This window comes from Microcystis sp. M090S1, from assembly GCF_020246295.1.
Classification (GTDB): domain Bacteria; phylum Cyanobacteriota; class Cyanobacteriia; order Cyanobacteriales; family Microcystaceae; genus Microcystis; species Microcystis aeruginosa.
Map to the genome: position 1 here is coordinate 1 of NZ_JADBTF010000091.1, position 15394 is coordinate 15394.

General features: G+C 45.5%; 15 protein-coding genes and 2 pseudogenes. 10 read left to right on the forward strand and 7 right to left on the reverse strand.

What is annotated here, in order from left to right; all coding sequences use genetic code 11:
- Positions 1-225 precede the first annotated feature (225 nt).
- The 4 genes from IM477_RS04090 to IM477_RS04105 all read left to right on the forward strand — a co-directional run bounded on the left by IM477_RS04090 (position 226) and on the right by IM477_RS04105 (position 2921).
- The gene (locus IM477_RS04090) at positions 226-939 is read left to right on the forward strand and encodes a biotin--[acetyl-CoA-carboxylase] ligase (protein ID WP_287730636.1); all 714 of its coding nucleotides are present in this window, start codon (positions 226-228) and stop codon (positions 937-939) included.
- 45 nt (positions 940-984) lie between these two features.
- Complete coding sequence (locus tag IM477_RS04095) at positions 985-2229, forward strand: M23 family metallopeptidase (RefSeq protein ID WP_287730637.1); 1245 nt, start codon at positions 985-987, stop codon at positions 2227-2229.
- 226 nt (positions 2230-2455) lie between these two features.
- A complete protein-coding gene (locus tag IM477_RS04100; protein ID WP_002800999.1) occupies positions 2456-2737 on the forward strand; it encodes a hypothetical protein in 282 nt (93 codons plus the stop codon).
- A 1-nt stretch (position 2738) separates the two neighbouring features.
- Positions 2739-2921: a type II toxin-antitoxin system RelE family toxin gene (locus IM477_RS04105; RefSeq protein WP_287730639.1), complete on the forward strand. Its 183-nt coding sequence runs from the start codon at positions 2739-2741 to the stop codon at positions 2919-2921.
- A gap of 317 nt (positions 2922-3238) precedes the next feature.
- On the opposite strand, the gene IM477_RS04110 is transcribed toward IM477_RS04105, so the two are convergent.
- Together IM477_RS04110 and IM477_RS04115 are read right to left on the reverse strand one after the other, a co-directional pair.
- Positions 3239-5461: a tetratricopeptide repeat-containing sulfotransferase family protein gene (locus tag IM477_RS04110; protein WP_287730640.1), complete on the reverse strand. Its 2223-nt coding sequence runs from the start codon at positions 5459-5461 to the stop codon at positions 3239-3241.
- 101 nt (positions 5462-5562) lie between these two features.
- Positions 5563-6582, reverse strand: a complete 1020-nt coding sequence (locus IM477_RS04115; RefSeq protein WP_287730641.1) for a PEP-CTERM sorting domain-containing protein — start codon at positions 6580-6582, stop codon at positions 5563-5565.
- A 396-nt stretch (positions 6583-6978) separates the two neighbouring features.
- Between IM477_RS04115 and IM477_RS04120 the strand changes: the two are divergent.
- The 5 genes and pseudogenes from IM477_RS04120 to IM477_RS04140 form a co-directional block, all read left to right on the forward strand.
- Positions 6979-7248 (forward strand): annotated as a pseudogene (locus IM477_RS04120) (aminotransferase class V-fold PLP-dependent enzyme); the annotation flags it as partial.
- A 131-nt stretch (positions 7249-7379) separates the two neighbouring features.
- The gene (locus IM477_RS04125; RefSeq protein ID WP_287730643.1) at positions 7380-9122 is read left to right on the forward strand and encodes an ABC transporter ATP-binding protein; all 1743 of its coding nucleotides are present in this window, start codon (positions 7380-7382) and stop codon (positions 9120-9122) included.
- Positions 9123-9339: 217 nt separating this feature from the next.
- On the forward strand, positions 9340-9822 hold the full coding sequence (locus IM477_RS04130; RefSeq protein ID WP_193959611.1) for a hypothetical protein: 483 nt from the start codon (positions 9340-9342) through the stop codon (positions 9820-9822).
- A 116-nt stretch (positions 9823-9938) separates the two neighbouring features.
- Complete coding sequence (locus IM477_RS04135; RefSeq protein ID WP_287730644.1) at positions 9939-11570, forward strand: purple acid phosphatase family protein; 1632 nt, start codon at positions 9939-9941, stop codon at positions 11568-11570.
- A 47-nt stretch (positions 11571-11617) separates the two neighbouring features.
- Positions 11618-12013, forward strand: a complete 396-nt coding sequence (locus IM477_RS04140) for a hypothetical protein (RefSeq protein ID WP_287730645.1) — start codon at positions 11618-11620, stop codon at positions 12011-12013.
- Here IM477_RS04140 and IM477_RS04145 read toward each other — a convergent pair.
- From IM477_RS04145 to rimM, 4 genes and pseudogenes are all read right to left on the reverse strand, one after another.
- Positions 12010-12255, reverse strand: coding sequence for a winged helix-turn-helix transcriptional regulator (locus IM477_RS04145; protein WP_287730646.1), 246 nt, complete (start codon positions 12253-12255; stop codon positions 12010-12012). The genes IM477_RS04140 and IM477_RS04145 overlap by 4 nt on opposite strands.
- Positions 12209-12424, reverse strand: a pseudogene (locus IM477_RS23285) (IS701 family transposase); the annotation flags it as partial. The pseudogene IM477_RS23285 and the gene IM477_RS04145, both read right to left, overlap by 47 nt.
- Positions 12373-12624: a hypothetical protein gene (locus tag IM477_RS23290; protein WP_502866531.1), complete on the reverse strand. Its 252-nt coding sequence runs from the start codon at positions 12622-12624 to the stop codon at positions 12373-12375. The pseudogene IM477_RS23285 and the gene IM477_RS23290, both read right to left, overlap by 52 nt.
- 77 nt (positions 12625-12701) lie before the next feature.
- A complete protein-coding gene (gene rimM / locus IM477_RS04155; protein ID WP_002795455.1) occupies positions 12702-13280 on the reverse strand; it encodes a ribosome maturation factor RimM in 579 nt (192 codons plus the stop codon).
- A 150-nt stretch (positions 13281-13430) separates the two neighbouring features.
- Here rimM and IM477_RS04160 point away from each other — a divergent pair, with 150 nt between their 5' ends.
- Positions 13431-14228 carry a Tab2/Atab2 family RNA-binding protein gene (locus IM477_RS04160; RefSeq protein WP_287730647.1) on the forward strand — a complete coding sequence of 266 codons (798 nt, stop codon included), beginning with the start codon at positions 13431-13433 and terminating at the stop codon, positions 14226-14228.
- Here the strand turns inward: IM477_RS04160 and IM477_RS04165 are convergent.
- Positions 14211-15005, reverse strand: coding sequence for a CPBP family intramembrane glutamic endopeptidase (locus tag IM477_RS04165; RefSeq protein ID WP_287730648.1), 795 nt, complete (start codon positions 15003-15005; stop codon positions 14211-14213). The genes IM477_RS04160 and IM477_RS04165 overlap by 18 nt on opposite strands.
- Positions 15006-15394: the final 389 nt, after the last annotated feature.

Sequence of the window (15394 nt, forward strand, 5' to 3'; positions counted from 1 at the left end):
CCCCCCAAACCCCCCGTTGGGGGCGTGGCGCCGCCCCCAAACCCCCCGCGCATTAGTTTTTCGGTGGGATGCTTACACGCAGCTGCTGACACATCTGTAATCATTTAAGAGTCACTCCACTTGCAGGAGTGCCTCTCCTGATATTTAGCCTATACTCAACGGATTTAGTATCAGGTCACTGATTACTGTTTACTGATCACTGAAAATACTCCCCACTTCCCATTTATGCCCAAAATCCATCACTTTGAACTATTACCTTCCACTAATACTCAAGCTTGGCAATTATTAGAATCGGGGGAAAATCCGCCTTTTGTGGTGATTGCTAGTCAACAAAGTGCCGGGAGAGGACAATGGGGACGGGAGTGGATTTCTGAACCGGGAGGATTATATTTATCTTTGGCGTTAAATCTGGATTTAGAGGTGGATAAATCTGCCCATCTCGTTCTCGCTACAGTTTGGGGCATCGCTCATCACCTGAATTGTCAAGAAATACCCGTTAAAATCAAATGGCCGAACGATTTAGTCCTATTAGGGCGCAAACTAGGGGGAATTAACCTAGAAACCCGTATTCAGGGCCAAAACATCCCGCAAGCAGTCATCGGAGTGGGCATCAATTGGGCTAATCCCGTCCCCCCCACGGGTATTAATTTACAAGCTTTTACTGGCAATAAAATCACCTCGATCGCTCAATTAACCGATGTCACCAGCGATGCTATCCTATACGGCTATGAATATTACTGTAATCACGGCATAAAAGCCTTATTAGCCTCCTACTTAGAACTTTTTGCCAATTTTGGTCAAAAGATAGTTTTCGAGGGCTATCAGGGCATAATAACAGGGGTAAGCGATCGAGGGGAATTAAAAGTTAAACTCACCTCGGACAATGCCAGTAGCGAAATCTATCTACCGGCGGGTAGGGTCAGTCTCGGCTATAATTGAGTCTAAATATTTTTTTGACTAAACTGTGAGAAGTGAGGCCGCCCTATGTATCCTTCATCGGTGATATTGAAACTTTTTCTCGGAAAATCCTTAAAAAAGAAGCTGAGTTTATGCAGTGGTCTCGGTTTAGTGATCAGCGGTCTGCTCACTCTTGCTCCCAATGCGATCGCTAATTCCGAAACTGGCAGCGAAACCCCGGTAGTGGAAAATGCCGCCCCGACTCTGAAAGCCCCCGTTATCAAAGAAAATACTAATCCCGCCCCCCGTCTGGCTATCCCTGAAAACCATCAAACCGATATGCCTACCCTTGCCCCCCGGGCCGGCGGTAAAAATAATTTTATCGATACCAGAAACTTTAACCCCCCCAGTTCCGTTGTCGTCACCGAGCGCCGCAGTGGTTGCCAAACCATCGCCCAAAATGGTCAACTGGTAGGAGGTAGCTGTAATCTGGCGGCCCGGGCCTCCCGTCGTCAGCCGGTCAGCACTGTGGCCAAACCCTTACCCCCGGTTAATCTGGCCCGGGTGCGTCTCAATCCTAATCCGGCCGTGCGGGTAGGACGGCAGCCCCGAAATCAGCCGGTTATCGCTAATAATTCCCTGCGTCGTTATGCCCCCACTCTCGTGGCTTCTAGCTCCCCGGTACGTCTGGCCGCCCCGACGGTGATTGCCAGTCAGGTGGTAGCCCTCAATCCCCCGGAATGGAATGGCGTAAAATTGGCTTTGGCCCCGGTGACTCGCGCAGAAGTGGAAGCAATCAGCGAAGCGACCACCTATGAGCGGGCCACCCGTTTAAGTCCCACGGATTCTAACCAAACTCAACGCACGGATTTACTCTTTCCCCTCGCCCTTCCCGCCCAAATTACCTCGGTTTTCGGGTGGCGAAATCATCCAGTCAGCGGGAATCGGGCCATGCACGCGGGTACTGATTTAGGCGCACCGATGGGAACACCTGTATTAGCCGCCTACGCAGGGGAAGTGGCCACCGCCGACTGGTTAGGAGGTTACGGATTAACGGTGATTTTACGTCACCTCGATGGTAGTCAAGAATCTCGTTATGCCCACCTTTCGGAAATTACCGTCAAACCGGGAGAATGGGTGGAACAGGGGGCGGTTATCGGTCGTGTGGGTAGTACGGGACTTTCTACCGGTCCGCACCTACACTTTGAATGGCGACACCTAACCGAACAGGGTTGGACCGCCGTAGATGCCGGTTTACATCTAGAATTAGCCCTCGATAATCTGGTGCAGAGAATGCAAATGGCCGCAGCCACTGACTCTAATCAGAATTAATTGGTCTCGGCTGACAACCATAGCAGTTTTTGGAGCTTAAAAACGCATCGTTGAGCTTTTGCCCAATTGATGCGTTTTCATACATTCGCAGTATTAAGTAGTTGGACAAAAATAAAGTTAACTGTGGGGTAAGGAGTCGGTCGTCAGGAGTCAGGAGACAGGAGACGGGAGACAGGATACACGCTAAGATACAAATAATAAACTTGAGAGAAGCACTTGATTAAATATGACTCTAACTAACGTTGAAGTAAATCCCTCGACTCCAGAAGATTTTTTAGATTCTGAAACATTAGTACAGGTCGATTTAATGCAGCAAAAGATTCAACAATATATACAAACCCTATCAGTAGAAAATTTAAAGATGATTCTAGAATTTGCCGCTTATTTGTCAGATAAAGAAAGTGAAAAGGCAACGCAAGAAATTAGAGCAATCCCGAATATTATGGAACATTTGAAAGAAGCTGAAATGGATTTACAATCAGGTTGCCTCATTGATTGGGAAAGCTGAGATGACTTATAAAGTCCGTTTGACAGCTAAAGCAAATAAAGTTTATTCTGAAGCGGATCCAATCTTAAAAAAGAAGATTGCTAAGTGTTTAAAACTCCTTCAAGAAACACCGAAGAATTATCCTCAAACTAAAGCATTAAAGGGAGAATTTGCTGGGAAGTATCGCTTCCGCGTTGGAGACTGAGTAACGCACAGAAAACGGGTTTCTCGGAGAAACCCGTTTTCTACTCATGCAAAAGGCTTCGGCCGTGAGCTTTTGCCGAACGGCAAAACGGAGAATAAATAATCAGTTTTTAATAACTGGATTTAGTATCAGTCAGGCGGCAGGAGTTTCAGGCTTTGTTGTCCTCTTTTTTGTACTAATTTATGTACTATGAAAGTGGTAATGCAAGGTTTTTGAAGCTCCCAATTTTGGACTGAGAACCCTACTAGGCGGTTATTTCGGGTATTTCAACCCCATTTGATGCCTAAACATTTCGCAGTTATGGGAAACGCTGTAGCTTAGATGGTTAACCTTTCGAGCAGAGGTTGCAGGGCTTCTTCATAACTGCGCCAGCGCTCTACCGAGCGCTTATATATCGGTTGCCTTACTTGAGTAACACTGGCAGTACGCACTAAGCGATCGGTTTTATGGAACTGCATACAAGCATCATCCCATTCTAATCCGATAAAATCCAGGAGCCGAACCGTTTGCGCCGTTTGCTGGTCAACCGTTTCCTCATAGTCAATTTCCAACATGGGAACCGGCAAAACGCGCCGCCAATGTTCCATAATCCGCCAATATTGCTGAATGCGTTCGGCAATATGAGTTAAGTCGAACGCCCAGCGAATAGACTTAAACTGAGTCATCCAACAGGAAACCGCCACATCCCGCACATCGCGGCGACAATGGATAATCTTGGCATTGGGAAAAGCAGTGACAATCCAGCCCAAAAGACTGTAATTGTCGGGCATTTTATCGACAATTCTCTGGACATTCTCCCTCTGTGTCCCTGCTTTGGTAAGCAGTTGTTCTAACTGTGCCAGATGCCAATCGGCCAGGTGAAGAATCTGAGGTTGACCAAGCTGCTGGAGGCAGTCCCAGACGGTTGTACTGCCGGGATGCCCCATGAGTGCGGGTAGGCTGTTAAAGCAATTACCGGCAAAGTTGCGCTCACCGGCCCCAAATACTTGGGGATGGCTGGCGAGAATCTGCTCCGTCAAAGTCGTGCCGCTGCGGGGCATCCCGACGATGAATACGGGGGCAGTGGAGGGATTGCCCATCCCCTGAGTGCGCTGGAAAAATTCGGGGGTGAAGTGAGCGATTAATTGGTCGATATATTGGGCATAATCATCGGGATTGTAATCCCAGCCTCGCTCCTGCTTGTGGGCGGTGTGTAGTTTGTTGGCAGCGATCGCATGGGTGGCGGCCTGGGCGTAGTTCTTACAACCGTCGTAGTAGTGGGCGAGTCCAAAATGAAGCGCCGACTGTGTGCCTTCTCTGGCCCACTTGGCTTCGAGTAATGTCTCCATCTGTTGAGCATCCTCTGGCGGCAGTTTTCCCCGCAAATTCTGGGCTAAATTGACCAGGGCGGGAATACAGTTAGGATTGACGGCCAGGGCCTCGCGGTTGGCGGCGTTGGCACTTTCCACATCCCCAGCAGAGGCGAGAATGCTGGCTAGATGCGCCCGCAAGCTGGCATTTTCGGGCTTGAGTTCTACTGCTCGATAGGCCACCGCGACTGCCTCTTCTGCGTCGCCATCTTCCCAGAGAGCTTGGCTGAGTCCTGAATAGGCCTCGCCATAGTCGGAATGCTGCTCGATAATTTCTTGGTAGCGAGTGATGGCGGTGGCGCTATCCCCTAAGTCGAGAATTGCCCCAGCGAAGGCACAGCGACTATCAAGGCGATCTGGTTCAATTGCTAGGGCTTTATCGTACCAAGTGAGTGCCTGTGGCAATTCGCTGACTTCTTGCCAAATTTCGCCGATCAGGGTGCAGAGCATGGCGGAATCGGGATTGAGATCGTAAGCTTTGCCATAGGCATCCATGGCCGCTTCCAACTGTCCCAAGGTGCGGAAGACGGTTCCCAAATTCATCCAGGCTTGACTATTTTTCGCTTCAGATTCGGTAGCCCGGCGGCAATATTCTAGGGCGCGTTCCGGTTGCCCGACTGCCAATAAAGTTAGTCCAAAATTGCCCATGGCGTGAGGTAAGTCGGGAGACAGATGGAGGGCTTGTTCGTAAGCCTCGATCGCCGCACGAATCCGCCCTAATTCCCGCAAGGCATCGGCTCGGTAGGCTTGCAGTAGAGCCTGTTCTGGGGCGATTGCGATCGCTTGTTCGTAGGTTGTCAGCGCCTCCTGGTACTGCTCCGAGGCAAAGTAAGTACTGGCGAGGGTGGTGAGGGCATTGGGATAGTTGGGACGCAGTTTTAAGGCTTTTTGACAGGCGGAAATTGCTTCGTTGTAGCGGTGACTCTGGTGGTAAGCTGCGCCTAAGTTGCACTGGTAAATCGGTTCGCGGGGGTTGAGTTTTACTGCTCTCTGTAATAGTCGGACGGCTTGTTCTTTTTCTCCTTGGTTGAGGGCAATCAACCCCGATAAGTTGAGAGCGCCGTGATGGTTGGGATTACTGCTGAGGAGTTGATTGGCGATCGCCGCCGCTTCCTGAAGGCGACCTGTCCGCAGGCGATCGAATCCAGTTTCAATGGTTATACCGGTTGTTTTTGTAGATTTAGAGCGCATAGTAGTATGGTTATAGCATAAGCCAGAAAACGGGTTTCTCATCAACAACCCAGAAACCCGCTTTCTTTAAGAAAGCGGGTTTCTAAAGAAAACGGGTTTCTTTAAGGGTTTCTTCGTTTGATCTTAGACAACAACCCAAAACCTAGTAAACTTCCCAATCCTATGAGGCTAGAAGGTTCGGGAGTAGTAGCAACTGGTTGCTGCTTCCAGTTGGCAGTCTGCCCAATCTGGGTGGGCGACAAACCCGCCAGCAAGCCAGCGGCTCCCAAGGTACTCAAGTCATTGAAAACCGGAGTACCTGCCTGGGCAGCGGCTAAACTATCGTTAAAGTTAGCGAACCACATCAGGCTCTGGGTCTCTCCAGGGGCAAGGTTCAAAGTCCAGATATCCTTAAAGTTATCGAAGATACCATCAAAGACCTCACCCGGTACCGCCGGCGTGGAAGAGGCAAGTTGCCCTCCCGGCCCGAAACGCACGAAAGTTAGAAAGGGATCGGAATCCCTTGGACCATCAGAGGTAATGAACCAACGGTCGAGGGCCGACTGGAAGGCGTTGTCTCCCGTGCTGCTGTCCTCAATCGTACAATTACACTCCAAGTTACCGCCATAGGCGATCGCGGCTGAGAGGAGATTGGCGGTGGTGTTGGTGAAGGTACCAAACACCCGCAGAGTGGGGCTGTCAGCACTCATAAAGTAGTCCAGGCTGGTGTTGATGCCGCCGATGCTGACGGGGCTGATGGTGTTGAGGAAGGTTCCCGCCCCAGTGGTGGTCAGATCCACCTCGTCATTGGGCTGGTTGAAGGATACCCCGTTGACGGTGATGCCACCGAAACCGTCAACGGCATCGACTCGCCCGCCGACAATCTTCGCAGAACCTATGCCATAGGCACTGTTTCCCGTTGCACCAAGGGGACTCACGACAGCCCTGTTGTAGATGTGATATTTAACCCCCCCCTGAGTCACCGTCTGTCCCAGACCGACCACTGCCGCTTGTGCGGGGGCAGCAGCGGCCAGCATCATGCCCGCACCCGCCGCTAGGGCGATGGGGGCCAGCTTCAGCTTGTCGAAGGCGCTATTTTTCAGTTTTGTATTCATAATTGCTTCATCCAGATGTAGATACATTTGTCGGCCATTGGTGTTCTTGTCGGTTGGGTTAAAGCACGGCCCTATCTAACACCAGAGACTAGCTAGGGGCTAGGCTACATACTCTACCCCCCCCGATTGTATCTTAAGATACAATTTATAAAATCTTTATAGATGAATAAATAGTTGCTAGATTTGTGTTAAATTCCGAATCTGTTGATTTTTGTCTAGAAACTCTCGAAAGCCATCACAATCGGGCAGCTTTTAGCTGTGGTAACGAACAACTGGATCGCTGTTTACCCTGAGATCAGAAAAGATGCTAGAAAGCGGGTTTCTTAGCTTAGTTTCTTCAAGAAACCCGTTTTCTGATCTCTTAAGCCGCTAAACTGAGAATAGCTGCTTGTACTTGGCTCTCATTTCTCAGATTGTCAAATAATGCAAATTTATCTTGACTATAGTGCCACTACCCCCACTCATCCCCAAGTAATCGAGCGGGTTGCCACTATTCTCCAGCATCATTGGGGCAACCCCTCCAGTTTACACAGTTGGGGACAGGATAGGGCGACAGTCATCGAAATGGCCAGAGAACAGGTAGCAGGGTTAATTAATGCCAATTCAGACCAGATTATCTTCACTTCTGGCGGCACGGCTATCAAGCTAAAATTGATCAGCCCCCCGGTAAACCGCCCAAGGCTGGTTCTAATGTTAAGGAGAAAAAATAAAAATTCTTGGGTGGGAAATGTGGCCGCATCTCATAATCCACTGATTATCTATTCCCCCTTTTACCTGTTCCCTATTCTAACTGATAACTGATCACCGATTACTGATAACTGAATATGGCTTATTCTCGCATTAAAAAACTAGCAAATTATCTACGTCCCCATTGGCAAATAGTAACTGGGGGGGTAGTTGCTCTGCTTATTGTTAATCTTTTGGGTGTTTATATACCGCTTTTAATCCGGGATAGCATCGATGATTTGAGTAAATCCTTTGACTTTCAAAAAATCATTTATTATCTGATTTTAATTGTCGCTTTAGCCTCGATTATGTGGTTTATCCGCATGATTTCCAGAGTATTGTTATTCGGGATCGGTCGTCAGGTAGAGTTCGAGCTTAAACAAAAAATCTTTCAGCATTTATTAACCCTTGAACCTGCCTATTTTTCTCGGCAAACTTCAGGAGATTTAATCAACCGTGCCACTAGCGATGTGGATAATATCCGTCGTCTGGTGGGTTTTGCTTTGCTCAGTTTGGCTAATACTTTTTTTGCCTATGGGTTAACTTTGCCTGTAATGTTAGCGATTCATATTCCCCTTTCAATCGCCGCTATTTCTGTCTATCCTTTGATGTTAATTGCTGTGCAGTTATTTAGTGGTCGTCTGCAGCGGCAACAGAAAAAAGTACAAGAAAAACTCTCGCATCTGAGCGATTTAATTCAAGAGGATATGAGTGGTATTACTCTGATTAAAATTTATGCCCAAGAAGGTAACGAGCGCCGAGCATTTAAGCAAAGAAATCGCAAATTACTACAGGCTAATTTAGATTTAGTCCAGACTCGTAATTTTCTTTTTCCCCTGATTGAAGCTTTGGCCTATGTCAGTTTATTGGCGTTGCTTGCTCTCGGTACTAGACAAATTATAGCGGGTAATATCACCATTGGGGACTTTATTGCTCTGTTAATTTTGGCAGAAAGATTAGTTTTTCCCACTGCTTTATTAGGTTTCACTATTACTGCCTACCAACAGGGAGAAGTGAGTATAGATCGCCTGGAAACTATCCTATTAGCCGAGGCTAAAATTAAAGACAATGCCGATTGTATTCACTTAAAAAATATTCAAGGAAAAATCACCGCCAAAGCCTTGACTTTTTTCTATCCTGATGCTAAGGAACCCGCCTTAAAATCTCTTTCTTTTACCATTAATCCGGGGGAAACGGTAGCGGTCGTCGGTGCGATCAGATCGGGAAAATCTACCCTTGCTAACGCTATTCCCCGTCTTTTGAATATTGCTGAGGGACAGTTATTTATTGATGATCAAGATGTCACTCAAATTGCCCTGGAAGAGCTGCGAAAAGCGATCGCTTATGTTCCCCAAGAAAGTTTTTTATTTAGTACCACTATTGAAGATAATATCCGTTATGGCGATCCGCTGCTGAATTTTTCGGCAGTGGAATCGGCGGCCAAACAAGCGAGAATTCAGGAGGAAATCGAGAATTTCCCGCAAAAATACGGAACTTTAGTGGGAGAACGTGGGATTACTCTTTCCGGTGGTCAACGTCAACGGGCCTCTTTAGCGCGCGCTTTAGCCATCCAAGCACCGATTTTAATCCTTGATGATGCCCTATCTAGCGTCGATAATCAAACGGCTACAGCTATTTTGGAAAATCTCAGCCAAGAAAGCCAAAAAACCGTGATTTTTATCTCCCATCAATTATCGGCCGCTGCCACTGCTGATCGCATTTTTGTCATGGATCGCGGAGAAATTGTCCAGATAGGAACCCACGAGGAGTTAATCGCAGTCCCCGGAGTCTATCAAAATCTCTGGCAACAGCAGCAGTTAGAATCTAAGGTTTTACATTAGCCGATAAAATAGGGAATCTGCCAGTTATTGCCAGTTAGTCAGGGAATTTAACCCGGATTTTCTGGCTATTTTGTCGATTTAATGGCAGTAAAAGCCAAGAATCTCACTCAACACTTTATCAAAAAAATTTCTAGCTAATTTTTGTGTTATCTTGATTTCTCGTGGCACAGGTAATGTGCTAAAAACCTAAGAGAAGTTCACTTGCACCGAGAAATTCATGCTTAAAAATCTGACGAAAACCGCTCTTTTAGCCACTGCTACCCTGATCGGTGTCCCTAGCGTCTTAATTCAGCCGACAATTGCCCAAATGCCTACTCTAGGAGATGGTATCATCTGTACAGCAACTGGCAAAACCGCCCAAGGAGTAAAACTATATGTTTATACTTCTGAAATTGATGACGACTCAATCAACAAAAAAGAACCGGTGACACTGACAATGGTTTCCCCGGTTAGTGATGTGGTGGAAGGGCAAATTTTGGTAGTTAACAAAGACGATAACACCGTAACGATTGATAATTTTGCTGCCGCAACTCCCCCGGAAATGCAGCCGGTAGGATTAGCTGTCACTACCTACCAAGGTAGAAATACTTTTAGCGGAAAAAGTCAAGCAGGAACACCGGTTAGTTTTACCCTAGAAAACAATCTTCGCACCATTAAAGTTAAGCATGGTGGTGATTCTTTCACGGGAGTCTGTCACTAAAACTACCCGAAGATGGGTTTAAAGTTTTGTTAGTCCTCTTTAACTTGAGCATCTCAAAAGCTGGTTGTTATATTAACCCAGCTTTTTTAATTATAATTAGTTATCTTTTAGCGACAATGAACAAGAATCAACTTTTAAGCGAACCTTTTTTACAATTACCCACCGAAACATCAGTACAAGTGATTTGGTTTACGGAATTTTTTGGCACTCGTCATCAGGTGCGCTACGGGGAAAAACTAGAGAAAATGGTCCCCGCTCGCACTAGCAAATTAACTAGAGTTAGAGAAGATGCAAAATCGACAACCGTTGAAGCTTATCAATCTTTAACCGATCGAGAAATCTGGCGACATCAGTCCGAAATTACTGATTTAAATCCCGGGGAAAGGATTCCCTATCAAGTCACCAGTTTTCAGGAAAATACAGCGATTAGAAGTGATATTTATACCCTTACCCCAAGACCAAAAAAAGGAACTAATCTCAAAATTTTGCTCACTTCCGATCATCAATTAATGCCCATGACTGCCGCTAACTTACAAAAAGTTAGCGAAACTATTGGACAGGTAGATGCAGTTTTTTTAGCAGGAGATTTAGTTAATATACCCGATCGAGCTTCCGAATGGTTTGATGATATTCGCGGTGGGGCATTCTTTCCCTGTTTACAAGGTCGTGCCAATTATACTCTTACAAAGAATGGTATTCAGACTATTTATAAAGGGGGAGAAATTATTCAAAATGCGCCCTTATTTCCTGCTATTGGTAATCATGAAGTTATGGGCAGATTTTCTACTTCCAGAGGTTTAAATGAACAGTTTGAAGATGCTATTCCTCAGTTTACTGCTAAACAACTAGCAGAGGATACAGCAGCAATTAATGAAACCTGGTTAAAAAATAATGCTTTCAACACAGAAACCTACGAAGAAATTTTTTCTTTGCCTCAAAATAAATATTATTCTCTAACCTTTGGCGATATTCGTTTAGTGGTTTTATATGTTACTAATATCTGGAGAAATCCCAATTTAGAACCCAGTGCAAGGGGAAGATATTACGAAAATCAAAGAGATTTAGATAGACCCGACCGCTGGGGTTATGGCCAGCATATTTTTGAGCCAATTGCTCAGGGTAGTCCTCAATATCAATGGTTAGAAAAAGAGTTAAATAGTCGAGAATTTCAAGAGGCTAAATATAAAGTAGTTATGTTTCATCATCCTCCCCATACCCTAGGAGGAAATATCGTTCCACCCTACACCGATCCCGTGCCGACAATTCAACGGGATACCACGGGAAAAGTTAGCTCAGTACGTTATGATTATCCCCGAGAAAATGATTATATTATTCGTGATCTAATTCCTTTATTAGAATCAGCCAAGGTTAATTTGGTTTTTTATGGTCATTCTCATTTATGGAATCGTTTTCTTAGTCCTAAGGGTATGAATTTTCTCGAATCTTCTAACGTTGGCAATAGTTATGGCGCTCATTTAGGAGATAAAAAACGTCCTGTACCTCTCGATAGAAATTATGCAGCCATCGGTAATCCCAATGGATTACAAGCAATTATCCCGAATATTGCTCCTCTAGTGGATTGGGTTAATCAACCTTTACCCTATATTGCCAGTAATGATCTGACGGTTTTTAGCATTTTAGATACAGAAAAAGGAACCGTGAGCAGTTATCGTTTTGATACTCGTTATCCTGACTCCGAGGTAATTAAATTTGATGAATTTGACCTTTTTAGCATAGGTGAAGTATAATAAAATTAAAGAGTGCCGGTTAAATAGATTCTCTTGGGGTTAATTCTATGACTACTGTCACCAGCAATGATATTCAAGAATTGAAAGACTTACTCTCGGCAATGCGAGAAGAAACCCGCGAGCAAATAAGTTCCCTGCGAGAAGAAACCCGCAAGCAAATTGATACGCTAAAGGAAGATAATCGCAAACAACTAGAAACCCTGAGAGAAGAAAATAACAAGCAATTTATTAACCTACACAAAGAAATTACGGAAGTCAAAATTATCACGGCTAAAATTGAAGTAACAATTCAATCCCAAGCAGTATTAACCCCAAAAATTCCCGATTTAATCGAGAAAGTTGGGGAGTTAAAAAACTGGAAACAAATAGCTATTGTCGCTATCACTGCTTTTACCAGTGCCACAATTACTTGGTTTATTCGAGGAGGAAATTTGAAACCTTAAAGTCTGGCATTTTTCTCAATTCCTAATTGGTGCATTTGCAGAATAATCGGTTTCAGGGTTTCTCCGAAAGCGGTTAAAGAGTATTCAACTTTGGGAGGAATTTCTGGATAAACTTCTCGGTGAATCAGTCCATCTAACTCTAATTCCCTCAGTTGTTGGGTGAGAACTTTTTGACTAATGGGACTTAAACAAATTTTAAGCCCAAACAAAGCCGAAACTGGCTTGATAAGCGGCAAACACATCCTGATTCTCGGTCAGCCACCTAAAGAAACGAAAAGACATCGCTGTCCGAAAAGCCTCCAAAGCTTCCACAAAAGTGTTTAAAGGTCGATTCGTCCACCGCCTTTGCAGTCCCCCAGTTAACTTATGCCACAGGATAAATGTATAGGCACAAAACACCAAGATAAAATAAAGTGATGTAATCGGTTATAAACTACTCCGACGGCATTATTGGCCATTTGAGTGAGGTTTTTCCTCTCACTTTCTCCTAATAATCCTCCTAAATACTGTCTGAACCCGTTTTTTTGCGCTTCGCTCTTGAAGCAATTGTCAAAACGTCCACACCATCGGTGAAAGCAGGGAGGCATCGCGACTGGGGTTGTCTCTTTCATCGCTGCTCTCTCAACGTCAAGTGCTTACTCTATAACGATTATACTCGATTTGATCTTTATTTAGCGTTTAAGTCCCACTAGGATAAATTGATCTCTAATAACCCCGGTGGTGGCGCAATCTCGATGCGTGCCGCTTTCAGATCCACCAGTGGAACAATTTCTTTGACGAAGGGGACCAAGGCCCTGGCCTCTGAGTCGGAGGATGGACTTTTTTTCTTGACAGAGGCGAGATTTGCTTCTAGTTGCACTGCTAAAATGTCATTACCCGCCCAGAAAATATCTACCACAACCCCGATTTTTTCTCCTGTAAGGTGATGATAAACCTCTAAGTTCACTAGCTCGCTAACATGATATTCATCCGCTTTTAGGCGAGGTTTTTCTAGTTTATTCGCCCATAATTTATATCCGCGCAAAGCTTCGGCTTGTTCCCGATTTTCAACCCCCTCTAACTTGATAACATAAACATTTTTGCCCGGTAGCTCACGTCCCCTGAGCAGAGTAATTTCTCGGATTTCTCCCCCCTGGGGTCCTTGTATTCCCCTCATCCCTCGCTTCTGAAAACGTTCGGGAAAATCTGATACCGATAAAACTCGCAATTCTCCCTCCAGTCCCTGGGGTGCTACTATTGTCCCAATTTCTAGCCAATTTTCTTCCATTGTCTCGATATTTTTTGCTATAGCTTTCCCTAGTATATAGCCTTTTTTGTCTCGCTCCTAGATTTTAAAAGTCTTGGTAAGGTAAAATTTTTAGTTGACCTCTACTCCTGACCATTTTTTGACTTTTTACTGGTGACTTTTTACTGAATTATGACTATTTGGCAAGCGGATTTTTATAAATCTTCATCTTCTTCCCCTCTTGGCACAGTCTGGCAATTGTTAATTTCCGATCCTCTCGGTCATCTTATCTATGAAAATTCCTGTCCCCAATCGCAAGCTAATAGCGACTGGTTAACCCAACAGTTACAGCAAGCTTGTCAAGTCTCCTCCCCAGAAATTATCCAAGTTTTTCGCCCCCAATGCGCCAATTTATTTCTCCTCGCTGGTCAGAATTTACAGATCAAAATCGAGTTAACCCGTCACGTTAACGCCCTGAAAAAACAGCTAGAATTGCGGCAAATCCCCATAAATATCGACTCTCCTCCACCACAACCCGTACCCGACCAATTTTTAGGTCAAGAGTGGCGTTTTGCTCGCTTTCCCGCCGTTGATTTAGTTAACTTTTTTGGCGATCGCCGAATACCGATTCTTTCCCTACCAGAGGCCTTTTACCCTTTAAAACTAGGTTTAGCCTCCACTTTAATGATCCCCGGTGTGGTTATTACCGGTGGTAAAAAATCTCTGGCGATCGCTCGTTGGTTAGGGGAAATTAACCCAGTATTTATCGATCATATTCCCACAGAAACGGGGCGATCGGGCGGTTTAGTCTTGGAATCGGGTCTAAATGAGCGTTGGATTTTCCTGACCTACGATGATGAAGAAGTGGCCCAGGCAGCCAATGCTTATCAAGCAACCAAAGAGGAAAGCCAAGGTTTGCACTTTCTTCTCATACAACCGGATGATTCCAGTCGCACTTTTACCGGCTTTTGGCTACTGAAGCAGGTTTAACCCCCAAGCTGTCCCCAAGAGGCAAAGAATGCCGGCTAAACCCGCTAAAGGTTGGTTATAGATACCTTTAACCCAAGCTAACCCAGAATCGCTGTAAGACATCAATTCGGCACTGTCTAGCAAGGCCAATCCCCATACCCAACCGCCATGAAGTCCCCAAGCTAATCCTAAACTACCATGATCGATCGCCCGCGCCCAGACCAGAACCATCCCCATCAGAAATAAACCGGGTAGTTGCGGCAGCGTTTGCTGACGTTCCCAAAGCAGGTGCAGCAGGGCAAAAATTAGGCTAGAAATGGCTCCCGCCACCCAAAAACCGTATTCTTGGCTTAATTGGCTCAAAAAGATGCCCCGAAAGATTAATTCCTCGGTAATACCCACCCAGAGGGCCACTATCAACAGGGGTAAACTCAAGGAAAAAGCGCGAGTGAGGTTTTTGGGCTGCCAATGTACCCATGTCAAAATCCCCTCTAGGAAAAAAATTATCCCTAATCCCACCACTGCCAGGATTAATCCTTTAGTTAGGGAGATAAATAGGGAAAATGACCAAATTAATCCGTAATTATGGAGGCTGCTCCCCTCTATCTTTAATAATCCCCAGATAACTAAGGGAGCCAATGCGTAAAGAGAGGCCACCAGTGGCAATTTTTGGTCAGGTTTTGTCCCTTGCAGCGGTTGCCATCCCAAACGACTCCCTAAAACAATGGCAATGGGCAGCCAGAGAATTAACCAGACTAACAGGAAAATAATAATTTTTATTAAGGCAGCAATGTCCATTGTCAATTAGGTGTTATGGAAGTAGCGGTTGGGGTTTTGGGGTTTTGGGGTTTTGGGGTTTTGGGGTATTAGTTGAAATTTCCCTATCCCCCCATTTCCCTACCCCCTACCCCTAACACCCATAAAACAAACCCTCTAGGGACAGAATAATTGTGGAACTTTGCTCTGGAAAAGCCTAGCTCCAACAAAAATCCATCCCTAGGGGGTTGCGAAAAAGAAGAAAAAGTGCTTAAGGAAAACCCCTCGAGTTGTTGACATCCTCGCCGCCCTAAAAGTGCGGCGATTCCTAAACCTCACGATTTAAGTTTCTGCTTCCACCACCGTCGCATACCACAGTTAAAAAACCATGTACTGTCTTACACAGAGTCCACAGACTTTCGCCCCATTTC